General features: G+C 71.6%; 16 protein-coding genes and 1 pseudogene. 11 read left to right on the top strand and 6 right to left on the bottom strand.

From position 1 onward, the window contains the following. The first annotated feature begins 30 nt into the window (after positions 1-30). The 3 genes from AC4IHM_RS33300 to AC4IHM_RS33290 all read left to right on the top strand — a co-directional run bounded on the left by AC4IHM_RS33300 (position 31) and on the right by AC4IHM_RS33290 (position 2552). Positions 31-1155: a thioesterase domain-containing protein gene (locus AC4IHM_RS33300; RefSeq protein ID WP_490871008.1), complete on the top strand. Its 1125-nt coding sequence runs from the start codon at positions 31-33 to the stop codon at positions 1153-1155. Positions 1156-1242: 87 nt separating this feature from the next. Next, a complete protein-coding gene (locus AC4IHM_RS33295; protein ID WP_490870689.1) occupies positions 1243-2109 on the top strand; it encodes a TauD/TfdA dioxygenase family protein in 867 nt (288 codons plus the stop codon). Between the two features lie 101 nt (positions 2110-2210). Next, complete coding sequence (locus AC4IHM_RS33290) at positions 2211-2552, top strand: hypothetical protein (RefSeq protein WP_490870688.1); 342 nt, start codon at positions 2211-2213, stop codon at positions 2550-2552. Positions 2553-2583: 31 nt separating this feature from the next. Here the strand turns inward: AC4IHM_RS33290 and AC4IHM_RS33285 are convergent, their stop codons facing one another. After that, positions 2584-3543 carry a DUF1109 domain-containing protein gene (locus AC4IHM_RS33285; protein ID WP_490870687.1) on the bottom strand — a complete coding sequence of 320 codons (960 nt, stop codon included), beginning with the start codon at positions 3541-3543 and terminating at the stop codon, positions 2584-2586. A gap of 305 nt (positions 3544-3848) precedes the next feature. On the opposite strand from AC4IHM_RS33285, the gene AC4IHM_RS33280 reads away from it, so the two are divergent. After that, complete coding sequence (locus AC4IHM_RS33280) at positions 3849-4571, top strand: sigma factor-like helix-turn-helix DNA-binding protein (protein WP_490870686.1); 723 nt, start codon at positions 3849-3851, stop codon at positions 4569-4571. Between the two features lie 89 nt (positions 4572-4660). Here AC4IHM_RS33280 and AC4IHM_RS33275 read toward each other — a convergent pair whose 3' ends face one another. Next, positions 4661-5626 (bottom strand): alpha/beta hydrolase, encoded by a 966-nt coding sequence (locus AC4IHM_RS33275; protein ID WP_490870685.1) that lies wholly within the window; start codon positions 5624-5626, stop codon positions 4661-4663. Between the two features lie 99 nt (positions 5627-5725). Here AC4IHM_RS33275 and AC4IHM_RS33270 point away from each other — a divergent pair, with 99 nt between their 5' ends. After that, positions 5726-6277 carry a helix-turn-helix domain-containing protein gene (locus tag AC4IHM_RS33270; protein WP_490870684.1) on the top strand — a complete coding sequence of 184 codons (552 nt, stop codon included), beginning with the start codon at positions 5726-5728 and terminating at the stop codon, positions 6275-6277. 41 nt (positions 6278-6318) lie between these two features. On the opposite strand, the gene AC4IHM_RS33265 is transcribed toward AC4IHM_RS33270, so the two are convergent. Next, a complete protein-coding gene (locus AC4IHM_RS33265; protein ID WP_490870683.1) occupies positions 6319-7563 on the bottom strand; it encodes a SpoIIE family protein phosphatase in 1245 nt (414 codons plus the stop codon). A gap of 241 nt (positions 7564-7804) precedes the next feature. On the opposite strand from AC4IHM_RS33265, the pseudogene gad reads away from it, so the two are divergent. From gad to AC4IHM_RS33250, 3 genes and pseudogenes are all read left to right on the top strand, one after another. Beyond that, positions 7805-9185 (top strand): annotated as a pseudogene (gene gad / locus AC4IHM_RS33260) (glutamate decarboxylase). Continuing rightward, positions 9185-10690, top strand: a complete 1506-nt coding sequence (locus AC4IHM_RS33255) for an amino acid permease (RefSeq protein WP_490870682.1) — start codon at positions 9185-9187, stop codon at positions 10688-10690. Before gad ends, AC4IHM_RS33255 begins: the two are co-directional and overlap by 1 nt. Before the next feature lie 109 nt (positions 10691-10799). After that, positions 10800-12797 (top strand): APC family permease, encoded by a 1998-nt coding sequence (locus tag AC4IHM_RS33250; RefSeq protein ID WP_490870681.1) that lies wholly within the window; start codon positions 10800-10802, stop codon positions 12795-12797. On the opposite strand, the gene AC4IHM_RS33245 is transcribed toward AC4IHM_RS33250, so the two are convergent. Then, positions 12794-15277, bottom strand: coding sequence for an ATP-dependent Clp protease ATP-binding subunit (locus tag AC4IHM_RS33245; RefSeq protein WP_490870680.1), 2484 nt, complete (start codon positions 15275-15277; stop codon positions 12794-12796). The genes AC4IHM_RS33250 and AC4IHM_RS33245 overlap by 4 nt on opposite strands. 570 nt (positions 15278-15847) lie before the next feature. On the opposite strand from AC4IHM_RS33245, the gene AC4IHM_RS33240 reads away from it, so the two are divergent. Beyond that, positions 15848-18364: an ATP-binding protein gene (locus tag AC4IHM_RS33240; protein WP_490870679.1), complete on the top strand. Its 2517-nt coding sequence runs from the start codon at positions 15848-15850 to the stop codon at positions 18362-18364. A 128-nt stretch (positions 18365-18492) separates the two neighbouring features. Here AC4IHM_RS33240 and AC4IHM_RS33235 read toward each other — a convergent pair whose 3' ends face one another. Both AC4IHM_RS33235 and AC4IHM_RS33230 read right to left on the bottom strand, forming a co-directional pair. Then, positions 18493-20727, bottom strand: coding sequence for a pyridoxal-phosphate dependent enzyme (locus tag AC4IHM_RS33235; RefSeq protein ID WP_490870678.1), 2235 nt, complete (start codon positions 20725-20727; stop codon positions 18493-18495). A gap of 24 nt (positions 20728-20751) precedes the next feature. Continuing rightward, the gene (locus AC4IHM_RS33230; protein WP_490871007.1) at positions 20752-20958 is read right to left on the bottom strand and encodes an MbtH family protein; all 207 of its coding nucleotides are present in this window, start codon (positions 20956-20958) and stop codon (positions 20752-20754) included. A 279-nt stretch (positions 20959-21237) separates the two neighbouring features. Between AC4IHM_RS33230 and AC4IHM_RS33225 the strand changes: the two genes are divergently transcribed. Both AC4IHM_RS33225 and AC4IHM_RS33220 read left to right on the top strand, forming a co-directional pair. Beyond that, a complete protein-coding gene (locus AC4IHM_RS33225) occupies positions 21238-21864 on the top strand; it encodes a TetR/AcrR family transcriptional regulator (protein WP_490870677.1) in 627 nt (208 codons plus the stop codon). A 108-nt stretch (positions 21865-21972) separates the two neighbouring features. Beyond that, positions 21973-24663, top strand: a complete 2691-nt coding sequence (locus AC4IHM_RS33220; protein WP_490870676.1) for a LuxR C-terminal-related transcriptional regulator — start codon at positions 21973-21975, stop codon at positions 24661-24663. The last annotated feature ends 101 nt before the right edge of the window (positions 24664-24764 follow it).

The following is a 24764-nucleotide window of genomic DNA, read 5'->3' as shown; positions in this document are numbered from 1 at the left end:
TCGCGCGGGCGCTCGGGCTCCGGCTGCCGCATCTGCTCGTGTCCACCACCGACCTCGACAGGTCACGGGTCTTCTACGCCGGACCGGCGCACGGCCGGGCACGGCCGGACACCGCACCCGCCGAAGTGCCCGCCGAACTGCTGGCCGGGTGGGTGCGCGCCATGCTGGACGTTCGACGACCTCGACCCCGGGGCGTCCCTGTACGACCTGGGGGCCGACTCGCTGACCCTGCTGGACCTGATCGAGAAGATCGACCAGTACTGCGGCGTGGAGCTGGACCTGGCCTCCTTCGGCCACCGCCCCACCCTCGTCGAGATCCTGGAACTGCTCGCCGAGCAGCGCGGCGGTCCGGCGGACCCGCCCCGCGCGGAGACCACTCGCGACCCGGCCGAGGTCACGCTTGAGGTGTGGCAGGAGGGCACCGGAGCGGACGTGGTGTGCCTGGTGCACCCGGTCGGCGGAGACATCCAGTCCTACCGTTCCCTGGTCGCCGGCCTCGACCCGCGACTGACCGTCGCGCTGATCGCCGACCCCGGGCTGCGGCGGACGGACCCTCCCGGGTGGACGCTGGGCGAGCGTGCCCGGCGGTACGCGTCGGCCCTGCGGACCCGGTTCCCGCAGAGCGCGTACCGCTGGCACCTGGCGGGCTGGTCCTTCGGCGCCTGGGTGAGCGCCGACATGGCGGCCGAGGCCGAGGCGGCCGGGTGCCCGGCTGGTTCACTGCATCTGATCGACCCGCCGCCGCCCGGCAGCGGCCGGGTCTTCGAGGACTACGACGACACGCAACTGAGCACGGTGTTCGACGCCGAACTGGGCGCCGGCGCCGACGGCCGGGCGGGTGGACGGGCACGCGCGTACGCCGACCGGCTCGCCCGGTGCTGCCGCGCCAACCTGCGCAGCATGGCCACCCACCAGGTGCCCCGGATCGCCACCACTCCCACCGTGCTCTGGCAGGCCGAGCGGCCCTTCGAAGGGCTGCCGGCGCTCGGCAGCCCGGCGCGACAGCGCGCCCGGTGGCGTTCCCACCTGCCACCACCGCTGGAGTGGAAGGTGCTGGCCACAGACCACTACGGCATCGTCCGGTCACCGCACGCGGGAGCGGTGGCGGCGGCGATCAACGCCGCGAGCGACGCCGTGGCGCGCAGCAGCCCCTGACGCGCCCCCTTCCCCCAGGTGCCGTGCCGCCTGGACGCCCCGCACAGCAGCCATACCCACGACCGCCGCAACCTTCAGGAGAACGCCGTGGAGCAGTACGAGTTGGACGCCCTCAACGCCATCACGACCCGGCCGCCGAGGAACTACCAGGAGATCTCCGTGGCGCCGCTGACCCCCGTCATCGGTGCCGAGGTCTCCGGTGTGGACCTCGGCCGGTTGTCCGACGGACAGCTGGCGGAGGTCAGGACCGCCTTCCACGACCACCATGTCCTGGTCTTCCGCGACCAGGAGATCACCGTCGAGGAACACAAGCGCTTCGCCGGCCACTTCGGCGAGCTGCGCCCGGTCAACCCGCCGCCGGAGGGCGACCCGTACGTCCTGGAGATCAAGACCGGTGCGGCGGCGGCGAACGTCGCCGGGAACGCCTGGCACGCCGACGGCACCGCGGACGCCGAGCCCTCCCTCGGCTCCATGCTCTACATCACCGAGACTCCGCAGGGCGGCAGCGGGGGTGACACGCTGTTCGCCAACATGCACCTGGCCTACGAGATGCTCTCCCCCACCTGGCGCGGGCTCCTGGACGGCTTGAGCGCCGTGCACGACGGCGCGCTGAGTTTCCGCGGCTACACCGTGCCGCCGGGCTACGAGATCCCGGTCAGCGAGCACCCGCTCGTGGTGCGTCACCCGGTGACCGACCGTCCGATCCTCTACGCGAACCAGGCCTACACCGCGCGCATCCCGCAGCTGTCGGAGGACGAGAGCCGAGCGGTGCTCGACATGCTCTTCGCCCTGGTGCCGCAACGCCCGCTGCTGACCTGCCGCGTCCGCTGGACTCCGAACACCCTGGTCTTCTGGGACAACCGGTGCGTCCAGCACCACGCGACGTACGACTACTACCCGCAGACCCGCTACGGCCGGCGCGTCGCGATCAACGGGGGACCGCTGAAGGGCTGACCGTCCCCGGCGTGCGTGCGCGCGCCGGAGGGGTGGTCGTGCTTGAGTGCTCGGTAGCCGAGTCAAGGACCCGTCGCCGACGCAGATTCCGGAGCCTCCTCATGCCCCAGTCCCCCGCCGGGCCGACCGGACCGGACGCCTTCCTGGCCGTGTGCGGCCACAGCCATCTGTTTCCCGGTGCGCGTTGCCGTGTTCAAGGGCTGCCCGATCCCGGTTCGTTCGCGGCGCGGCCACGGCCGGTCGACCTGGTTCTGCGGTTCTCCGACGACGTGGTGGCCGAGGCGGAGTTGCGGACCGGGAGCACCGCGGGTGGTGTGCTCGCCGTCCCGGAGCACACCACCGGCGCCGGCACCCACATCGACGGGCGCCGCTGGACCGTCCGGGATCTCGTCCTGGCGGGGGACGAGGTCGAGTTGGTGATCGGCGACCGCGCCTCGGACTGAGCGCCGGTTCCCCTCGCCGTGCGCGTGCGGTTCAGGAGCCGGTGCGCGGGGTGCGGCCCCGGTTCGGGGTGGTGACCCGTGGGCGGGGCCGCGGGGTGCGTGAGGAGGAGGACGGTCCCTGGGCCCCGCCGCCCTTGCCTCGGCTGCTCGCCGGCTCACCGGGGGCGGTGGGCCGGGTGTCCTGCGCCTGCCGGTGGCGGGGCGTGGTCCGCCGGGGCGGGCGGCTCAACGTGATCTGCCGGACGATCTGTTGGAAGCACACCAGGGACGCGAGTCCGGGCAGCGCCGCTGCCGCGGCGTCCTCGACGGTCCTGGGCGCCTGGAGGACGCACAGCAGCATCGCGATGAGCGAGAACAGCAGGACCACGGCCCAGGAGTGCACGGCGCGGCGCTGGTGCAGCGCCGCTCGGAGCACGGCCAGTGACGCCACCAGCCAGGGGCCGTACACCAGCAGCGGCCACCACGACACGACCCCGTGGGATGCCTGGGCGGCGGCCGTGAGGCGCAGCGGCTCGTAGGCCGCCATGCCGCTGAGCAGGCTCACGGACGAGGCGATGACGGCCGCCAGTGCGGCGGCGGTCAGGCTCGCGACGCGCAGAGCGCCGGGGCCGGATCGGTTGCGGACCCTGCGCCGTCGTCGTCGGCGGCGGCGTGGGAGCGGCGGGAGCCGCGCGGTGATCTGTCGGAGGTTCTCCGCGGGTGTCCCGGCCGCCGGGGTGTGTGCGGGGGTTTCGTCCTCGTAGTGGCCGGCGGGCTGGTGCTCGTTCGCGCCCTGGAGCAGGAAGGCCAGTTCCTCGCCCGGGTCCCAGTCGGCGTCGGGCGGGGCCGGCGGTTCGGTGAACGGGGCGGCCGGGTGGGGATGGGTGACCGCGTCGGCGGGTGGGGTGAACTCCTCGATGCGCGCCCGGTGTCGGCCGTTCCCCTCGGGGTACCGCGTCCGGCCGGGGAAGTACTGGTGGTGCGGGTGGCGTGTGCCGCGTTCGTGGTGCATGGGACCGTGGATTACCGGGCCGTCCTCGGGTCTGTGACGGCCGGTCGTGGCCGGTGCCGGACGCTCGCGCTGTTCCCCGGCGTCCGGAGAACCCCATCCCCTGTCTTCTTGGTCATGACCGGAGTAACGGTTCTGCGTCCCGCCGGATGTGCGGCAATCGGGTGAACGACGCGAGGGAGTGCCGCGGCACACCGGGGTGCGGCCGGCGGTCCGGGTGACCCCTGGCAGGGACGGTCGTTGACGGTCCTGCACTGTCCGTCCGGATACGGACAGCAATATTCGCGCGTTCAGAAAGAAGTGCTCGCTTGCGATCTGCAGATTCGTTTCGCTCCACCCCGACGCCCGAGGCCGTCTTCGACGCGCTGTATCTGCACGCCGCGCCTGGGCTGGTCCATCAGACACATCTGCTGACCGGACGCCGCGATCGCGCCTTCGAATCGGTCGAGCACGCGTTCTGCCGTGCCTGGGAATGCTGGCCGGAGGTCGCGGCGCACCCCGACCCGGTGAGCTGGGTCCGCGCGTGCGCCTACGAGTACGCGCTTTCGCCGTGGCACCGGTTCCGGGCGACCGTGGAGCGCGACGCGCCCGCGCCGAGCAGCCCGATCAGGGGCGCGCTGCTGCGGCTGCCCCCGCTGCACCGCCGCACGCTCGTGATGTGCGACGGCCTGGGCCTGACGATCGCCGAGGCCGCGGTGGAGCTGGAGGCCTCCCCGACGGCCACCCGGAACAGGCTGCTTCACGCGCACGCCGCGCTGGCGGCGCAGTTCCCCCGGTGCGACGACGTGGGCGGGCTGCGCCGGCAGGTCAGGACCCTGGTGGACAACGCGGCGAGTGCGACCGTGCCCACGGCCACCGCGGTACGCGCCGAGAGCGAGCGCCGTACCCGGGTGCTCACCCGCACGGTGGCCGGCGCGATCGCGGTGCTGAGCGGTCTGGTCACCGCCTCCATCCTGACGAGTCCCGCCCAGCACGAGCCGCCGGCCCCGCACGGCCCCGGCCACGGGAACACCGCGGCGCTGCGGCGCTGAGGGGGCGGAGCCGGTCCGTCACGTGCGCCGGACCCTGCCCCGGGACCGGGTGGTCGGCGTGTGCACCGGTCCCGCGGGGGGAGCCGGGATCAACGCCCGAGGCGGCCCGGGTGCTTACCGGCGGGCCGGCCCTCGGCGGTCGTCCGACGCACCCCCGCGTCCAGGCGGCGGACGAGCCAGTCGGTGACGAGGCCGAGCAGCTCGGGGTCCACCGGCTCGCGCAGCAGACGGCGGTAGTGGCTGAGGGCGGGGCGTCCGGGATCGCGCCGCAGGACGTGGGTGAGGTCGTCGACACGGTGGATCTCCGCGCCGGGGACCAGCCGGGCGATCACCCGCAGATCGTCCGGGTCGGTCTGAAGGTCCTTGTCACCGGTGACGGCGAGGACCGAGGCGTCGACGGCGGCGAGGTCCTCCCGGGTGTCATGGGCGAGTATCTCCCGCAGCCAGCGGGCGTTGACCCTGTTCCCGGCCACGCGCGCCACATCCGTACGGGTCTTCTTCACCCGGGCGAGGACATGGCCGCCCAGTCCCGCGAGCGGCCGGCGCAGCAGCCGGACGGGGGCGGGCATGCTCGACACGATCGAGCGGCCCTGCCAACGGAAGGCGTCCTCGCCCACGTTGGCGAAGCCGGCCAGCAGCACCACCGCCCGCACGTCCGTCCGCGAGCCCAGGGCCATGGCGTGCAGCGCGCCCTCGCTGTGGCCGACCACACCGATCGCGTCCGCGCGGATGTCGGCCCGGTCCGCCAGGGCGCGCACGGCCGCCGCGGCGTCCCGGCGATTGCCGGTGAACCCGGCGGTCCGCCAGTCGCCGGGAGTGGCGCCGGTCCCGCGCCGGTCGTAGCGCAGGGTGGCGATCCCCCGGGCCGCGAGGGCCTCGGCCACCGGCCGCGCCAGGTCCGTCCTGAGCCTCGGGGCGTTGCCGTCACGGTCCAGCGGACCGGAGCCGTGCAGCAGCAGGACGGCCGGGTGCGGTCCGGGGACCGCGGGCAGCGTCAGACTGCCGGCCAACGAAGTCCCGTCGTCCGCGGTGACCGTCATGTCGATGTCGCGCAAGGCTCCGCCCTTCTTGTGTCACGCGTCGCCGAAGGCGTGCCTGCGGACGCGTTACATTCTCAACTACGAGAACGTTATCAGATATGAGATCATGGCCTCATGGCAACCGTGAACCTCCTCCTCCACCCCGTCCGGATGCGCATCCTCCAGACCCTGGTCGGCGCGGGTGAGCTGACCACCGCCCAGCTGCGGCAACGCCTTCCGGATGTCGCACCGGCGACCATGTACCGGCACGTCGCCACCCTCGCCAAGGCCGGCGTCATCGAAGTGGTCCAGGAGACGCCCGTACGCGGGACGGTGGAGCGCAGCTACCGGGTCCGGCAGGACGCGGCCCTGATCGACGGGGACGCCCGCGCGGCCATGACCAGGCAGGACCACCGGCAGGCCGTCACCGTCTTCACCGGCGCGCTGATGGACGACTTCGACCGCTACCTCTCCCACGACGACGCCGACCCCGCGCGCGAAGGCGTCCTCTACCGGAAAGGAGCGGTGTGGGCGACCCCCGAGGAGTTCACCGCGCTGGTCGGGGAACTGGAGGCGCTGGTCGCCCGCCGTACCGGCCACTCGCCCGGCGACGGCCGCGTCCGCCACGTCATCAGCGTCGCCCTCGTGCCCGACAGGGCGACCGGAGCGGACCACCCGGACCCCTGAGACAACGGGCGGCACCCCGGCCGAGGGTCCTCCTCGGCGTCCTACAGCTGAACGATCACCAGCGCCACGTCGTCGCGTCCGCCGCCGGCCACACCGAAGCTCTTGAGGAGCATGTCGGCCAGGCCTTCGGGAGCCATGCCGGTGTGGCGGCCGAGAAGGTCGGCCAGACGGTCGATGCCCGCGTCGATGTCCTCGCCCCGACGCTCGACGAGCCCGTCGGTGTACAGCACGAGGGTGTCTCCGGGGGCGTACGCCACGGTTGCCTGCGGCCTGGGGGTCGCCTCGACGAGTACGCCGAGAGGCGGCGCGGCGCCGTCGCTCAGGAGGTCGGTCTCGCCGTTCGCGTGCACCAGCACGGGAGGGAGGTGACCGGAGTTGGCGTAGGTGATGGCCTGCCGGGCCGGGTCGATGAGGGCGTTCACCACGGTGGTGGCCAAGGCGCTGTCGAAGGACTCCGCGTACTGGTTCAGCAGGTCCATCGTCCGACCGGGGCTCTGGATGGCCCGGCCTGCCGCGGACAGGGCGCTGCGCAGGACACCCATGATCGCGGCGGCCTCCAGTCCGTGCCCCACCACGTCGCCGACGGTGAGGGTGAACCTGCCGTCGGCCAGGTCGATCACGTCGAACCAGTCTCCGCACACGTTGAGGGAGCGGGTGGCCGGCAGATAGCGGACGGCGATGTCGCTGTGGTGGGCGAGGTCGGGGCAGTGCATCATGGCGTCCTGCAAGGTGAGCGCGACGCGGCGCTCCCGCTCATTGGCCTCGCGGAGATCTTCGTTCAAGCGCTGTAGATCATGAGCACGTTCATACAGCTCGGCCTCCATGACCTCCTGGTCACTGACCGCGGGGTTCATCCTCGCGGAACTCGTGGACCTGCTCGACACAAATCTTGTCATGTCCTCGACGCGATGCATGATCCATGCCACTTCTCCGTCGGGTCCGAGGACGGGCGTGTTGATGGGCGACCACCACTTCGCACGGAAGACACCGGGACGGCCGGAGACCGGCACGTCGTACCTCTGCATGGCCATCACATCGGGCTTCTTGGAGCGCAGCACCTGCCGCAGGGACCTGCGGAGATTTCGGACGCCGTCGGAACCCGACTGCCCCGGCCGACCCGGCTGCGCCTCGAAGAAGTACCGCCCCACCAGGTCTTTCCGCGTTCGCTGGGTGGCCTGCAGATACGCCTTGTTGGCGTCCATTATCACCAGATCGGGGTCCAGCACCAGGCACGGGCTGGGAGAGACGAAGAACAGCTCCTGGTAGTCGATACGCGGCGTAGTCACTGGCACTCTCCGATGCGAGACGTCCACACATGCCTCATATATCCACTATGCCGTGTGCCTCTCCCTCCCTCCCGCCGGGCTATGGGGCCGCGGGACGACGGCCCGCGCCGCGGCACGCGGCCATGGAGCACGGACGGTGCGTGCGGCTGTTCGAGGGACGCCCCTGCGCGCCGTACCGTGAGGAGCGCCCGAAGCGGCCTTAGCGTCGGGCGCGTCCGCGGCGAACCGGGAAAGAGGAGCCATGGCAGTCCACTCGGTGAATTCTGAGCACGCAAACGCCTTTGACGATTTCTACGCGATGCCGATCAGTGATGTCGCACTGCCCAAGTACCGGATTCCCGAGCACGAGTCCTCGCCGCGTGCGGTCAAGTCGGTCGTCCATGACGAGTTGGCTCTGGACGGGAATTCCGCACAGAATCTGGCGACGTTCTGCACCACCTGGGTGGAGCCGGAGGTCCGCGACCTCATGGACGAGTGCCTTGACAAGAATATGATCGACAAGGACGAGTATCCGCAGACCGCGGAAATCGAGGAACGCTGTGTGCACATGCTGGCGGACCTGTGGCACGCCCCCTCGGGGAGCACGACCGTCGGCTGTTCGACGACCGGGTCAAGTGAGGCGGCGATGCTGGGCGGTCTCGCGCTCAAGTGGCGGTGGCGGGGGCGCCGGCAGGCCGCGGGCCTGCCCGCCGACCGCCCCAACCTGGTGTGCGGTCCGGTGCAGGTGTGCTGGGAGAAGTTCGCCCGCTACTTCGACGTTCGAACTGCGACAGGTGCCGCTCGAGCCGGGAGCGACCGGTCTGCGTCCGCATCAGTTGAGCGCCCATGTCGACGAGAACACCATCGGCGTGGTCGCCATCCTCGGCGTCACGTTCACCTGCGACTACGAGCCCGTGAAGGAGCTGGCGGCCGAGCTGGACGCCATCTGCCGTGACACCGGCCTCGACGTACCGATCCACGTCGACGCCGCTTCCGGCGGGTTCATCGCGCCCTTCCTCCATCCGGACCTGGAATGGGACTTCGCGATCGAACGGGTCGTCTCCATCAACGCCTCCGGACACAAGTACGGCATGGCGCCGCTCGGCTGCGGATGGGCGGTGTGGCGTACGGCGGAGATGCTCCCCGAGGAGCTGGTCTTCAAGGTGGACTACCTGGGAGGGCAGATGCCCACCTTCGCACTCAACTTCTCCCGCCCCGGCGGACAGGTCGTCGCCCAGTACTACACCCTGCTGCGATACGGCCGTGAGGGCTACCGCAAGGTCTACCAGGCGGCGGCCGAGGCCGCTCAGGCGCTCGGTGAGCGGGTCACCGCTCTGGGGCCGTTCACCTTGCTGTACGACGGGCGCGGCGCACTGCCGGCCGTCTCCTGGACCCTGTCCGACCCCGGCACGGCGGGCTTCACCCTCTATGAACTCAGCGACCAGTTGCGCCGCCGGGGCTGGCAGGTGCCCGCCTACGAACTGCCCGCCGATCGCGACAGCACGGTGATCCAGCGCGTCCTGGTGCGCCACGGCACGGGGATCGACAAGCTGTCCCTGCTCGCCCGCGACATCGGCACCTCGGTCGAGGCGCTGCGCTCCGGAGCGGCGTCGCCCGGCACCCAGAGCGGATTCCATCACTGATGGCCGAGCGCGGGAAGAGGCCCCGGTCGGCACCCGCCCGTCTCTCGGCCACCACGCTCGGCCTGGTCACCGCGGCGAGCGTGGTCACCAGTCTGCGCGGGCTGCCGGCGATGGCGCAGGAAGAACTCACCATGTTCTTCTACATCGGATTCGCCACCCTGCTCTTCCTGATCCCGGCGGGGCTGGTCTCCGCGGAACTCGGCGGCGCCTTCGCCGACCGGGCCGGGGGCGTCTACACCTGGGTGGGCGAGGCGTACGGGGCGCGCTTCGGCTTCCTGGCGATCTGGTTGCAATGGATCCAGAACGTGGTCTGGTATCCCACGGGCCTGTCCTTCGCCGCCGCGGCGCTCGCCTACACCTTCGACGACAAGGGCCTGGCCGACAGCAACATCTGGACCGGCCTGTTCTGCATCGCCGCCTACTGGGTGGCGACCCTGGTCGCTCTGACCGGTACCGGCCTGCTCGCCAAGGTGACGAAGTACGGCTTCGCCCTGGGGACCGCGCTGCCGGGCGCGGCCCTGGTCGTTCTCTTCGTCTGGTGGTGGGCGTCCGGGCAGACCCTCGGCTGGGACGCCGCGAGCGACCCGGCGGTGGCGGTGCACCAGGACGACCACTCGCACCCGCGCTGGTCGCCCTACCTGGTCGGCCTCGGGTCACTGTCGTTCCTGGGCGCCATTCTGCTGAACTTCGCGGGCGTCGAGTCCCAGGCCGTGCACATCAAGGAGATGCGCAACCCCTCCCGGGACTACCCGATCGCGATCCTCATCGCGGCGGGCCTGTCGTTCCTGATCTTCACCCTGGGCGCTCTGTCGGTCGCCGCGATCCTCCCGTACCACGAGATGAATCTGCAAAGCGGCGTCTTCACCACGCTGGAACGGGCCTTCGCCACGCTGGCGGACGTCCAGTGGCCGGTCTACGTGCTGTCACTGCTCATCGGCTACGGAGCGATCGGCGGGGCGCTCGCATGGCTGGCCGGACCCAGCAAGGGCCTGCTGACCACGGCCCACGACGGGGCGCTGCCGCCTTTCATGCAGCGCACCAACCGTCGCGGAGTGCAGCGGAACATCCTGTTGATCCAGGGCGGGATCGTCACCGTGGTCTCGTCGCTGTACCTCTTCATCGACGATGTGAGCACGGTGTTCTTCCTCGTGTCCTCCATGACGATCACCCTCTACATCATCATGTATCTGCTGATGTACGCCTCGGCGATCCGGCTGCGCCGCACACAGCCGGATCTCCCGCGCAGTTTCCGCATCCCCGGCGGCCGGACCGGCATGTGGATTTTCGCCGGGGTGGGCTTCCTGGCCGTCGCCTTCGCCTTCGTCGTCTCCTTCATCCCGCCCACTCAGCTCCCCGTCGGCAATCCCGCCGTCTATGTGCTGCTGGTGGTCGGCGGCACGATCGTCTTCACCGGCCTGCCCCTGCTCATCTACGCCCGGCGCAAGCCGTCCTGGCGCCGGGAGGGCTCGGAACACGGCAGCCTGAGTACCGGTCCCACCACGTGAGTGGGCCCCTGCCCCGTCCCTGTGGACGGAGGCGGTTCACCGCAGAGATTCAGCCACAACACGAGCGAATCTGACATAAAGGTTCATTCTGTGTGTTTACAGTCCCACCGTGGCCCGAATCTTCGTCAAACGCCTGCTGCTCGGAAAGCCCTTACGGAGCGGTGAGGCCCGTACCGCGCTGCTGCCCAAGCGACTGGCTCTCGCGGTCTTCGCCTCCGACCCTCTGTCGTCGGTCGCCTATGCCACGCAGGAGATGCTGCTGGTCCTGAGCGTCGGAGGGCTGTCTCTTCTCTATCTGACTCCGTGGCTCGCCGGCGCCGTCATGGTGCTGCTGGCGGTGGTGGTCATCTCCTACCGGCAGGTCGTGCGGGCCTACCCGGACGGTGGCGGTTCCTACCAGGTGGTCTCCGTCAACATGGGCCCCTCCGCCGGGCTCGCGGTGGGCGCGGCCCTCCTGGTCGACTACGTGCTGACCGTGGCGGTCTCGGTGGCCTCGGGCGTCGCCAACATCGTGTCGGCCGTGCCCGCGGCCGACGAGTACCGCATCGAACTGGCCGTGCTGCTGGTCCTGCTGCTGATGGTGGTGAACCTGCGGGGGGTCCGCGAGTCGGGACGGGCCTTCGCCGCGCCCACCTATCTCTTCGTCGCGGGCATTCTCCTGATGTGCGCCACCGGTCTGATCCGATGGGTACTGGGTGACGCCCCCACGGCGGAGAGCGCCCGGTACGGCATCGCCGCCACCTCGTCGGGGAACGAGCTGGCCGGCGCGGCCCTGGTCATGCTGGTGCTGCGCGCGTTCTCCAGTGGTTGTACGGCCCTGACCGGGGTCGAGGCCATCTCCAACGGGGTGCCCGCCTTCCGCGAGCCGAAGTCCCGCAACGCCGCCACGACCCTCTCGGTCATGGCCCTGCTAGCGATCAGCATGTTTGCGGGCATCACCCTGCTCGCGATGGTCGCCCACGTGCACGTGGCTGCGGACTCCTGCGACCTCACGGGCCTTCCCGACTGCCGGAACACACCCCAGCCCACGGTCATCGCCCAACTGGCGGCGGCCGTCTTCGGAGCCGACGGTGTGGGCTTCTTCTACATCCAGGCGGCGACGTCGCTGGTCCTGGTGCTCGCCGCCAACACCGCGTTCAACGGCTTCCCCCCGCTGGCCTCCCTGCTCGCGCGCCGCAGCTACCTGCCCCGGCAGTTCCACACCCGCGGTGACCGCCTGGTCTTCTCCAACGGCATCATCATCCTCGCGATGGCCGCGATCACGCTCCTGTGGGCCTTCGACGCCTCGGTGACCGACCTCATCCACCTGTACATCCTCGGCGTCTTCACATCCTTCACGTTGTCCCAGGCGGGCATGGTCCGCCATTGGAACCGGCAGCTCGCCACGGAAAGCGATCCGCTCACCCGCAGGCGCCGGCACGTCTCGCGAGCGGTCAACGCCCTCGGGGCGGTGGTCACCGGGGGCGTGCTCGTCGTCGTCCTCATCACCAAGTTCACCCAGGGAGCCTGGCTGACCGTCCTCGCGGCCTTCCTCCTGTGGACCGTGATGCGGGCCATCCACCACCACTACACCGCGATCACCGACGAACTCGCCGTCGACGAGGCGCACTCCCGCCCCGAGCCGCCGCGTCTGACCCACGCCGTCGTCCCCGTCTCCGACCTCGACGCGCCGACACTGCGCGGCCTCGCCTATGCCATGGCCCTTCGGCCGGACTCCGTGCAGGCGGTCACCGTGGCCGTCGACCACGCCGAGGCCCGCAGCCTGAACGCCCGCTGGCAGCGCTCGGCCGTCACCGTTCCGCTGAAGACCCTCGCCTCCCCGTACCGGGAGATCACCCGCCCCCTGGTCGGCTACGTCCGTTCACTCAACGCGTCCGACGCCCTGGTCGCGGTGCTCATCCCCCACTACGTCACCGGCCACTGGTGGGAGCAGATGCTCCACAACCGGTCCACCCTGTGGCTCCGCACCCGTCTCCTGTTCGTACCGGGGGTGGTACTGGTCTCCGTCCCCTGGCACCTCGCCTCGACCGCGCGCCTGAGCGAGCACAAGCCCGCCTACGCCCCGGGCGCCGTACGCCGGGGGCACGACAGCACTCCCGTGGGCTAGGCCGGCGCCTTGCGCACCGTGCAGACGAGTGCGTCCTGGCGTACGTCGGCGACGATGGTGTCGCCGGGGTCGGCCTCGCCGCCGAGGAGGAGGTCGGCGATGCGGTTGTCGAGTTCGGCCTGGATGGTGCGGCGCAGTGGGCGGGCGCCGAACTCGGGCTGGTAGCCGTGGGCGATGAGGAGCTTCTTGGCGGCCTCGGTCACCTCGAGCGACATGTTCTGCGCGTGCACGCGGTGCTCGCTCTGGGCGAGGAGGTGGTCCAGGATCTCGGTCAGATCGTCCTGGGTGAGGCTGTGGAAGACGATGATGTCGTCGATCCGGTTCAGGAACTCGGGCAGGAAGCGTGCCCGTAGTTCGTCCATCAGCTGGTCCTTCAGTTCGGACGCGTCGCCCTTGTGGTCGAGGATGCGGCGGGCGCCGATGTTGGACGTCATGACGACGACGCAGTGCCGGAAGTCGACGGTGCGGCCCTGTCCGTCGGTGAGGCGGCCGTCGTCGAGGATCTGCAGCAGGGTGTTGAAGACGTCCGGGTGTGCCTTTTCCACCTCGTCGAACAGTACGACGCTGTAGGGCTGCCGGCGGACCTTCTCGGTGAGTTGCCCGGCCTCCTCGTAGCCGACGTAGCCGGGAGGCGCTCCGACGAGACGCGCCACGGTGTGCTTCTCCTGGAACTCGCTCATGTCGAAGCGGATCATGCGGTCCTCCTCGCCGAAGAGCAGCTCGGCGAGGGTCTTGGCCAGTTCGGTCTTGCCGACTCCGGTGGGCCCGAGGAAGAGGAAGGAGCCCACGGGACGGTTCGGATCGCCCATGCCCGCGCGATTTCGGCGCACCGCCTGCGACACCGCGGTCACGGCCTCGTCCTGGCCGACGATCCGGTCGTGCATCTCCTGTTCCAGTCCGAGGAGCCTCTCCTTCTCGCCGGCGGTGAGTTGCGAGACGGGGATGCCCGTGCGGCGGGAGACGATGTCCGCGATGTCGGCCGCGGTGACGGAGACGACGCCCTCGCGCCGTTCCTCGATGCCGGCGAGTTCGCCCTCCACCTCCGCGATCTGCTGCTTGAGTTCGGACGCCTTGCCGAAGTCCTCGGCGGCCACGGCCTGGTCCAGCTCACGGCGCAGTTTGGCGATGCGGTCCTCACGGCTGACGACCAGAGTGGAACGCTCTGCGCCGCGCAGACGGACGCGAGCACCGGCCTGGTCCATCAGGTCGATGGCCTTGTCGGGCAGGAAGCGGTCGCTGATGTACCGGTCGGACAGTTCCGCCGCGGCCGTCAGCGCGCCGTCCGCGAAGCGGACCTGGTGGTGTGCTTCGTAGGCGTCGCGCAACCCCTCCAGGATCTGCACGGTCTCCTCGACCGTCGGTTCGGGAACGAGCACGGGCTGGAACCGGCGTTCGAGAGCGGCGTCCTTCTCGACGTGCTTGCGGTACTCGTCGATGGTCGTCGCGCCCACCACGTGGAGGTCTCCGCGGGCCAGCGCGGGCTTGAGCATGTTGCCCGCGTCCATCGACCCCTCGCCCGTCGCGCCCGCTCCCACGACCGTGTGGAGTTCGTCGATGAACAGGATGATGTCGCCGCCGGCCTTCTGGACGTCCTCGATGACGTTCTTGAGGCGCTCTTCGAACTGGCCCCGGTACTGCGCACCGGCGACCATGCCGGACAGATCGAGCGCGACGACCCGCCTGTCCTTCAATGTGGCGGGCACCTCACCTGCCACAATGCGCTGGGCCAGCCCTTCGACAATGGCGGTTTTACCGACTCCGGGCTCACCGATGAGAACAGGGTTGTTCTTGGAGCGACGCGAAAGGATCTCGACGGTCTGCTCGATTTCCTCGGCACGCCCGACCACCGGGTCGAGCTTTCCGGCCCTGGCTTCTTCCGTGAGGTCACGGCCGAACTCGTCCAAGGTCGTCGTCGGCTTCTTCCGGCCGTTGGGCGCGCCTTCGGTACGGGGCGTCTGCTCGGCGAGACCGGCGAGCTTCTTCGGGTCGACGCCGTCCGCGCGCATCAGCCGGGCGGCGCCCGTGTCGCCGTCCTCGAGCAGTGCGCTGAGGATGTGCTCGGGGCCGATGTAGGACACCCCCGCCGACTGCGAGTGCGCGTAGGCCGCGGCGAGGGTGCGCTTGGCCGCGGGCGTCAGAGCGGGCTCGGCCGACGGCTCGCTCGATTCCCGGGGCAGGATCCGGGCGATCTCGGCGGCGAGGGTGTCCGGATCGACGCCTGCCCGGGTGAGGGTCCGTCGGGCGGGGTCGACCTTTGTGGCGGCCCAGAGGAGGTGTTCCGTGTCGAGGTCGGAGGTCCCGTCCTCGACGGCCCGCTGGGCGGCGCGGTTGATGAGTTCCCGGGAGGGCTCGCTCAGGAGCCGCCCGATGGGCACGCGCTGCACCGCGGGTGGCGATGACATCGGTGACGTGCCGAAGAACCGATTGAGCATTTCACTGAACGGATCCGACGAACCAAAACCGAATGTCGACATCGACATGGAAACTCCCGGTACGCGACGCTTTCGTCCAGCCAAACGCAGCGCCCGTGCCCCCGCAAGCGGACCCCTGCCAGAGCTGTGCCGCAGGGCGACGCACCTCGGCCCGCCGGTCCGAGGTGTCCGTTCCCATGCCGCGCCGGACGCCGTGGCACGGAAGCGGAGAGGATGCGGCGCGCTCCTGCCGCCGAACGGGCCCCGCCTGACAGCAGGCCCCTGCGGACCACGCGGGGGCGCTTCTCCAGGCGGGCGTGAAACGGACTCCGCGCACCGGACAAGCGGGCAAAGCACCCCACCGAACCTCCGGACCACAGTCTTTTGGGTGCGTGCAAAGCATTGCTTGACCCGCGGACGCGGCCATTCCTAGGCTCGGAGGAAATAGCGCGGAACGAATCGACCGCCCCTTGTCACCGTATTCGTTGTGCGCAATCCCCCCCCACAGCCGAGTGACCACCCGCATTGCAGATGCCCCGTGCGGGTTTCACTGGAAAGTTTCTTTTCAATTCCCGGGCATTCCCCCTTCCGGAATCCAGCACGGCACCGTACCCGCCGACCCCACGAAAGGTGTGTGCCATGTCCACCCCCACGACTGTCACATGCGACACCTGCGGCACCTCACTGACCCGTACCAAGCAGTCCCGCGCCTCGCAGCCCCGGGCCCGCTACTGTTCCAACGCCTGCCGTCAGCGCTCGTACCGGCTGCGGCAGAAGTCCGGCGGTGTGGAGGCCGGGCTGAGCAGCGAACTCCTGACCCAACTCAGCAGCTTCGTCGGCCGCACCGACGAACTGGTGGAACTGACCCGCCTGTTGCACGAGGTGCGGCTGCTGACGCTGACCGGGCCCGCCGGCGTGGGCAAGTCCCGGCTGGCGCTGGAAGTGGCCGGCCAGGAGGCGCGCGGTCGCCGGAGCGAGGTCTCGGTGGTGCGGCTCGGCGCGGTCACCGACGCCGACGCGGTGCGCCGGCGGATCCTCGACGCGCTCGGCGACGAACCCGACGAGGGCGCCGCGGGGCCCCCGGCCCGGCACCGGCTGCTCATCCTGGACGACTGCGACCATGTGCTGTACACGTGCGGAACCCTGCTGACCGAGCTGCTCCCGGGGCGGCCACGGCTGAGTGTGCTCGCCACCAGCAGGGAGCCGCTGCGGCTGCCCGGCGAGTCGGTGTTCTCCGTGACCGGTCTGGCGCTCAGCGACCCGGAGTCCGTCAACTCGCCGGCCGACAGCCTGCGTTCCGACGCGGTGGCCCTCTTCGTGGACCGGGCCCGCGCGGTCGCCCCGGACTTCCGGCTCACCCGGGACAACGCCGCGGACGTGGCCGAGATCTGTATGCGTCTGGACGGGCTGCCGCTGCCCATCGAGATGGCCGCCCGGCTGATCCGGGTCTTTCCGCCGGCCGAGATCCGCTCCCGGCTGCACGACCGGCTGGCGCTCCTGACGAACGGATGGCGGCTCGCCGACGACCGCCACCAGAGTCTGCGCGCCTCGCTGGAGTGGGGGTACACGCTGCTGAGCCCGGTGGAGAAGGCTCTGCTGCGCAGGCTGTCGGTGCTGCCGGGCGGGTTCGGCCCCGACGCGGTCGCGGCGGTCACGGCGGACGTGCCGCAGGCGGCGGTCGCGCTGTCGGAACTCCTGGTCGCCCTGGAGTCGAAGTCCGTCATCACCGCCCCGGCGGGCACCGGTGCCGGGGCCGCCCGCTTCCAACTGCTGGAGTCCACGCGGTGTTTCGGGCAGGAGCGGCTCGTCGCCGAGGACGAGGACGAGGCGACGTACGAACGGCTGGTCGGTTGGCTGACATCGTTGTCTCTGCCGTTGCGGAGCGAGGCCGTGGTACCGGTGGCGACGCTGGACCGGCTGGCCGAGGAGCGCGCCAATCTCGCGCACGCGGTGCGCCGGCTGGGAGAGGGGTCCGACGAGCGGCAGCTGCTCCTGGTCGCGGCGTTGGCGGCGGTGGAGGGGGCGCGGGGGCGGGGCGCCGAGGTGGCCGCCCTCGTGGAGCATGCCCTGGAGCAGACCGCGCCGCACTCCGACTACCGTGCCCTCGCGCTGGAGGCGACCGCGCTGGCCGCGCAGGGCGCCGAGCCCGGCGGGGCGGCACGGCGGATGGACGAGGCGGTGCGTCAGGAGCGACGGCGGGGCCGGTCACCGTTGTTGGGGCGGCTGCTGCTGGTGCGCGGGATCCTGCGCCAGGCGCGGGACGAGCGCCGGGCGTCGGTCGACGATCTGGAGGAGTCGCTGGAGATCGGGCTGCGGTCGCAGCTCGACACCCTCGTGGCACTGAGCATGGGCGCCCTCGCCCGGCATCGGCTGGAGAGCGGCGACCCGGCCGGCGCGGAACGCGAACTCGAACAGGCCCTTCCCGTACTCCGCGGTGGGGTGGCGCCGCAGTGGCTGGGCTCCGTTCTGTCCACCGCCGGCGCGCTGGCGCTGGAGAAGGGCGACTTGAAACGGGCGGAGGAGCGCTTCGCCGAGGCGCTGCGCTGTCGTGCGCATCATCACGCGGACACCGCACGGGCGTTGGAGGGGCTGGCGCTGGTCGCGGCCCGCGGCTACCGGTTCGACCGTGGGGTGCGGCTGCTGGGCGTCGCGGAGCGGGTGCGTGGCGGCGGATCCGGGGAGAGCGGTTGGTGGCGGCGCCGGGTGCAGGAGGCGCGTGAGACCGCGCTGCGGGCGCTGCCGGTGGGCCGGGCCGAGTCCTGGCTTGAGGCGGGCCGGGTGATGCCGTGGCGGCAGGCACTGGGCCTGGCACTCGGCGACGAGGCGGCCGAGCCCCGGGGCGAGGGGGCCGCGCATCCGCTGAGCAGGCGGGAGCGGGACGTGGCCGCACTGGTCGTGGAGGGGCTGACCAACCGTCAGATTGCGGCGCGGATCCATGTGTCGGTGCGTACCGTCGAGACGCACATCCGCCATATCCGCACCACGCTGGGGCTGCGGTCCCGGGCGCACATCGCGGCGTGGGCGGCACAGCAGCAGGCGGGCGCCCCGGCGTCCGCGGCGGCCGTGGCGCTGCGGCGGCTGGCCGATCCGCGGGAGGTTCTGCGCAGTGTGCGGGTCGGGGGTGGTCCCGTGCGGCCGGAGCTGCGGGGCGCGTAGTCATGCAGTACGGGCGCGTCCCGGGCGGGAGCGGGCGTTGGGTGTCGGTCGGCGCCCCCGACCGCGCCGCCTCGGCCCTGTGGCGGCCCCTCCCCAGGGCACTCGGCGGGTTCACCGGCGGCGGACTCTCACGGCTCCTGGGTGGTTTCGACCCGGATCAGTGCCGTCGCGGTGTCCAGGGCGGTCTCGACCTCCTGTGGTGTCGCGCCGACGGCGATGACATGGCCCAGGCGGTCGTAGGCGTCCTGGGGCGGCCGGACCGTGCGGCCGGGTACCGCGGCGGTCACGACGGATTCGACGCCGGGGACGCGGGCGGCCTCGGCGGTACCGGTGATGCCGGTCAGCCGGCCGGTCTCCGTCGCCGTCAGGAACCGCAGCCCGGCGTGCCGGGCACGGTCCGCGGCCGGTGCGAGGGGGCGCCCGGTGGCGGCGCGGAGTTGTTGGTCCAGCAGGTCGACGCCGGTCGCGGCGCGGACCAGTTCGGGGATCATGCCGCCGGCGAGGCGGCCGTTGATCTCGATGACGACGGGTCCCGCCGGGGTCAGCCGTATCTCGACGTGGGCGGGGCCGAGTTCGAAGCCGATCGCCTTGAGGGCCTGCCGCGCGCACTCCGCGACTTCCGCCGCCGCCGTGGGAGGCAGTGCCGCCGGGAAGAGGTGCCCGGTCTCGACGAAGTACGGCAGTGCGGTGGTGGTCCGCCCGGTGACCCCGACGCACACGGCCTCGCCCTCGGCGCAGAACATCTCCGCGCTGTACTCGGGGGCGTCCACGAACTCCTCGACGAGTACCTTGCCGGCACGCGCCTGTCCCCGGACGTTCTCGGCGGCGGCGAGGATGTGCGCGGCCTGTGCGAGGGCGCTCGCCCCGTCGGGGCACCAGCGCACGTCCTGGGAGCCGGAGCCGTCGGTCGGTTTCACCACGCAGGGCAGTCCGACGCGGGCGACGGCCGCCGCGACATCGTCGGCGCACGCGACGACGGCGTGGGCGGGCTGCGGGACCCCCGCTTCGCTCAGCAGGGCGCGGGCCAGGGACTTGTCGCGGCAGAGTGCGGCGGTGTCGGACGCGTGTCCGGGCAGTCGGAACGACCGGGCCAGGGCCGCCGCGTGGACGAGGTAGAAGTCGCTGGTGGTGGTGACTCCGGCGACGGTGCGCCCTGCGGCGGCCGAGTCGGCGGCGGCCCGCAGGGCCGTCTCGTCCTCGGTGTCGCACAGGACGGCGCGACAGCCGGTGTCGTCCAGTTTCGGGTAGCGGGACGGGTCCTTGGTGAGCAGGACCGGGGCGAGGCCGAGCCGGGTCGCGGTGCGCAGGGCCAGCATGCCGGTGCCGGTGGTGTTGGACTCGACGAACACGAGGACGGGGCGCCGCCCGCGTGGAATCGCCGCGCAGGACCAGTGGTGGACGGTCGTGCCGAACGTCACCTCGGTGGGCGCCGTGGCGATCGGGCCCGTGGCCTCGTGCCGGTAGACGGTGTCGGCGTAGCGGTCGCCGCGGTCCGGCATGATGCCCACGAGCCGGGTTCCCGGCGCGGAGCGGGCCGCGAGGTGGGTGAGGACGCGGTAGACCGAGCCGGAGGTGTTGCCGGCGAAGATCTTCTGTTCCCGCGCGAGGCTCTTCGTGGCGTCGAAGGCCTCGTCGTCGTTGAGCCAGTGGACCTCGTCGAAGAGCCGGTGGTCGATGTTGTCGGGATGGAGGCTGTTGCCGAGGCCGCTCTGCTTGCGGGTGGCGACGTCGGGCTGGCCGAACAGCACGCTGCCCACGCAGTCGACGCCGACCACCTTCAGATCGGGCAGGTGTTCCAGGAGCACGGCGGAGGTGCCGCAGAGCGAGCCGCCGCTGCCGACCGAGCCGACCAGGACGTCCACGGTGCCCAGGTCGTCGAGGAGTTCGGCGGCGAGAGTGCGGTAGGCGGCCGGGTTGTCCGGGTTGCTGTACTGCTGCGGCCACCAGGCGCCCGGCAGTTCGCGCATCAGATCGGCGAGGCGTTCGAGGCGGGCGCTCTGCCAGCCCTGGGCGGTCATGGCCTTCACGATGTGCACGGTGCAGCCCATCGCCTCCAGCTTGGCGAGGGTGACGGGGTCGATGCGGGGGTCGGTGACGATGTGCACGGGGTGCCCGAGGTAGGTGCCGACCAGGGCGACGCCGAGGGCCATGGTGCCGGAGGAACTCTCCACGATGGGGGCGCCCTCACGCAGCGTGCCGGTACGGCGGGCCGCGAGGACGACGCGCCGGGCGACGCGGTCCTTCATGGCGTAGGGGTTGAGCAGTTCGAGTTTGGCGTAGACCTCAACGTCCTCGGGGGCGTCCACCCGCAGCCGGACGGCCGGGGTGTTTCCGATGGCGTCGACGAGGGTGTCGTATCGCATGCGCGCTCCTCGGGTGTGCCGCGGTCAGCCTTCCATGGCCTCGATCAGGCTCCTGGGCCGCAGGTCGGTCCAGTTCTCCTCGATGTAGGCCATGCACGCCTCGCGGCTGTCCTCGTCGTGCGCGACGGTCCAGCCGTCGGGGACCTCCGCGAACGCGGGCCACAACGAGTGCTGTCCCTCGTCGTTGACGAGCACCTGGAAGGTGGCGTCCGGGTCGTCGAACGGGTTCACCTGTCCCACCGCCCTTTCCCGTGTCTTCGCCCGATGGCCGGTCCACCGCGGCGCCGTCATCCTCACGGCGCGGGTCGGGCCGGTCCTCGGTGGGATCCACCGTTACGGCGGCGCGGGGGCCGCCCACTCGTGCCGTCCCTGCTAGAACTGGTGCGGTATTAACGGAAGTTCTCCTCCGTACCGCACCGCCGTCCCCGGGTGCCGCGTCCGTGGCCTGGCCGGTCGCCGCGCCCGGCCTGGATGCGAACACGCGCCTGCCACCACCAATTTGAGGACACGATGTACAGGGAACCGCCGTCCCGCCCCGTGCCCGGCCGCACCTTCACCCAGGACGCGCGAAGGGCGCAGATCGTCGAGGCGACGATCGAGACGCTGGCCGAGATCGGCTACACGAAGACGTCGTTCACGGCGATCTGCAGACATGCCAATCTGAGCAGTACCGGCCTGATCTCCTACCATTTCGCGGGAAAGCCGCAACTGCTGCGGGAAGTCACGCGCACCATCGTGGAGAAGGCGGGGACGCTGCGGACCAGCCGGGTGGCGCGGGAGACGACGTATCGCGGGAAACTGGGCGCCTACATCTCCTCGTACTTCGACTTCGTGACCAGCTACCCGGCCCACGCTCGGGCACTCACCGAGATCGCCGGGCTCGTCCGCGAACGGCCCGCCCTCGGACTGGACGACGTGGCGCGCAGCGCCCTGTCGGTGGAGAGTCTGGTCGTGCTGCTCGAAGAGGGCTGCCGTGCGGGCGAGTTCCGCATCGAGGACCCGCCGGTGCTGGCGCTGGCCGTGCAGGGTGCCCTCGACAACGTGGTCCGCCACCACGAGTTGTTCGCCGTGGCCGATCCGGGCCGCCTGGCACGGGAGCTGACGGACATCTTCACCCGTTGCACGCTGTGCCCGTAGTGACTCACGGCGGGGAGCTGGAGGGTGTTCCGGCGCTCGTCGGCCCGAGGATGGGTAGGAGTAGGTACGGCGACGGCCGCCGGACCGCACGGGAACAGGACGACACTGGTGTTACTGGAACGCGAGAGCGAACTGGCGCTGGCGGCTGCCGGACTGCGGCGGGCCGCGGCGGGACGCGGATCCCTGCTCCTGGTCGAAGGGCCGCTCGGCACCGGCAGATCGTCCTTCCTCGACGCCCTCGCGCAGCGGGCGCGGGACGAGGGGTTCCGCGTGCTCAGGGCCCAGGCGTCCCGCTCGGAGCGGTGGCTGGCCTGCGGGGTGATCGACCAGTTGACGGAGTCCGCGCACTGCGGGCCGGTCGGTGAACGGGTGCCGCCGGCGTGCGGCCCGGACGGTCTGCCCGGCGACGAGGCGCTGCTCGTCCTCGTCGACGACCTGCAGTGGTCCGACCCCCAGTCGCTGACGGAACTCTCCAGGAGCCTGGCCGGGCGGCACGGCCGCCGCGTCGTGTTCGCCCTCTCGCTGCCCTCCGGTGTGGTGCCGGGCGCGGGCTCCGTCCTGCGCGGGCTGGTGGACGCGGCCGATCTCAGGATCCGGCTGGCCGCCCTCGGTCCCGAGTCCGTGCGCCGGTGGGTCGAGGACGCGTTGGGCACCGCCGCGGACGAGGAGTTCATGGCGGCCGTGCGGGTGCGCTGCGCCGGCAATCCGCTGCTGCTGCGGTCCCTGCTGGACGAGGCGTACTCCCGCGGTCTGGGTCCCCGGGCCGAACACGCCGAACCCGCGCGTACGCTCCGCTCGGACATTCTGTCCCAGTACCTGTCGGCGTTCCTGCGGTCCCGGCCCGACCCGGTCCGCCGCGTCGCGCACGCGCTGTGCGTCCTGGGCGGCGACGGGGACGAGCGGGTCGCGGCCCGGCTGGCGGGCCTGGACGCGCCGGGGTACGCGAAGGCGGTCGGCGCGCTGGACCTGTGGGGGCTGGGCCGGCCGGGGGCCGGGGAGTACGGCACGCTGCTGTGGGACGCGCTGGCGGACGGCATCGCGGCGGACGAACTCACCGTCATGCGCAATCGCGCCGCGGTGCTGCTGCACCGGGCGGGGCACCCGGCGGAGGCGGCGGCCGGGCAGCTCATGTCGGCGCACACCCTGCGGGCCCCCCAGGCCGTGCGGATCCTGCGCAGCGCCGCCGCCGGCGCGCTGACCCGGGGGGCGCAGCGCGACGCGGCCCGTTATCTGCGCCAGGCCCTGCTGGACGGCTCGTGCACCGGACTGCTCCGGGCCCGGGTGCTGACCGATCTGGCCGCCGCGGAAAGGGAGTTCGCGACCGTCGCCGCACTGCGGCACGTGGTCGAGGCGCTGCCGTTGTTCGACTCCCCCCGGGACCGCGCCGCCGCCGCGGTCCAGCTGGGTCCGCTGCTGTACCCGCCGTCGGAGTCCGGCATCGCCGCCCTGACGCGAGAACTGGCCACGGAGCTGCGGGCCTCGGGCGCGGCCGACGCCGGCGCGGCCGAACTCGCGCTGCGCCTGGAGGCGCGCCACTACGTCCTGGGCGCCCAGGATCCCGCGGTCCTGCCGTCGGCCCTGCGCAGGCTCGACGGGCTGGGGCCGCGCCCGCCGGTGGGGACGGAGGGCGAACGGGAACTGCTCGCCGCGCTGATCCACATCGCGTTCGTCACCAACAAGGCGTCGGCCGGGCGCGTGGCGGACCTCGGGGTGCGCCTGCTGGCCCTCGAACCGCCGCATCCGCGGCACGCCCACACCCCGCTGCCCCTGGCGGTGAACGCCCTGGCCGCCGCGGAGCACACCGAGGAGACCGTCCGCTGGCTGGCCGCGGTCGGCCGGCGCGTCGACCACCGGGGCACGGACGCGCAGGCGGCCATGCTGCGGGCCGAGCACGCCGTGGTGGCCCTCTCCCACGGCCGGATCGCCGAGGCCAGGCGGACGACCGTGAGCGCCGAGGTCGTGCCGGACCCGGAGACCAACGCCCTTCCGGCCATCTGCTCCGCCGTCCTCGCCCTCGTCACCCTGCACAGCGACGAGCCCGAGCTGGCCGAGGAGTTCCTCACCGGCGACCTGCCCCACCACCAGGACCAGTACCACGCCGCCCTCCTGCACATGGCGCGCGGCCTGCTCGCGGCCCGGCGCCGGCAGGACCTCATCGCCCTGCACCACTTCCGTACGGCCGGCGAGCGGCTGGAGCGGATCGGCTGGTCGAATCCGGCCGTGCTGCCGTGGTCCTCCCGCGCCGCCCTGATGCACCACCGGCTCGGGGAGCGGGAACAGGCGCTGGCCTCGGCACAGTTCGAGGTGGAGCAGGCGCACAGATGGGGCGCGCCGTCCGTGGAGGGGCGCGCGCTGGTGGCGCTCGGCCGCGTCACGCCCGGCCGCCGGGGCACGGAGCTGCTGGCGGAGGCGGTGTCCGTACTGGAGGAGTCCACGAATCTCGACGAGCTGTGCCGGGCGCTGTACGCCTACGGCAGCCGGGAGGGCGTGGCCGGGCGGCGGGCCCAGAGGGCGCTGGAACGGGCCCGCGCGCTCTCCGTCGTCTGCGGCGCGGAGAGGATGACGCGGCAGATCGGGGCACACATCGGCCGGAGCCCCGTCGTCCCGGAGCGGCGCCAGGAACTCACCCCGTCCGAGGTACGGGTCGCCCGGCTGGCGGCGTCCGGTCTGCGCAACGCGGACATCGCGCAGCGGCTCCAGGTGTCGAAGCGGATGATCGAGAGGTATCTGACCAACGCCTACCGCAAGCTGGACATCAGCGGACGCCACGCCCTGCCGCAGAACATCGGAACAAAATGACCGGCGCACCGAACCCCCGGACCACAGTGTTTTCGCACCGGGCAGGGGTTTGCTTGACCGCACAGGATTCCGCTTTCTAAGGTCGAGGCCACTCGATCATG

This window comes from Streptomyces sp. SL06 (genome assembly GCF_058244745.1).
Note: the sequence above shows the minus strand (reverse complement) of the source record. Positions and strands in the feature narration are given on the sequence as shown.

What these genes read in the sequence shown, in the direction of transcription:
- AC4IHM_RS33290 (WP_490870688.1), top strand. Translation starts at nt 2,211, where the DNA reads ATGCCCCAGTCCCCCGCCGGGCCGACCGGACCGGACGCCTTCCTGGCC.
- AC4IHM_RS33285 (WP_490870687.1), bottom strand. Translation starts at nt 3,543, where the DNA reads ATGCACCACGAACGCGGCACACGCCACCCGCACCACCAGTACTTCCCC.
- AC4IHM_RS33270 (WP_490870684.1), top strand. Translation starts at nt 5,726, where the DNA reads ATGGCAACCGTGAACCTCCTCCTCCACCCCGTCCGGATGCGCATCCTC.
- AC4IHM_RS33255 (WP_490870682.1), top strand. Translation starts at nt 9,185, where the DNA reads ATGGCCGAGCGCGGGAAGAGGCCCCGGTCGGCACCCGCCCGTCTCTCG.
- AC4IHM_RS33245 (WP_490870680.1), bottom strand. Translation starts at nt 15,277, where the DNA reads ATGTCGATGTCGACATTCGGTTTTGGTTCGTCGGATCCGTTCAGTGAA.
- AC4IHM_RS33240 (WP_490870679.1), top strand. Translation starts at nt 15,848, where the DNA reads ATGTCCACCCCCACGACTGTCACATGCGACACCTGCGGCACCTCACTG.
- AC4IHM_RS33235 (WP_490870678.1), bottom strand. Translation starts at nt 20,727, where the DNA reads ATGCGATACGACACCCTCGTCGACGCCATCGGAAACACCCCGGCCGTC.
- AC4IHM_RS33225 (WP_490870677.1), top strand. Translation starts at nt 21,238, where the DNA reads ATGTACAGGGAACCGCCGTCCCGCCCCGTGCCCGGCCGCACCTTCACC.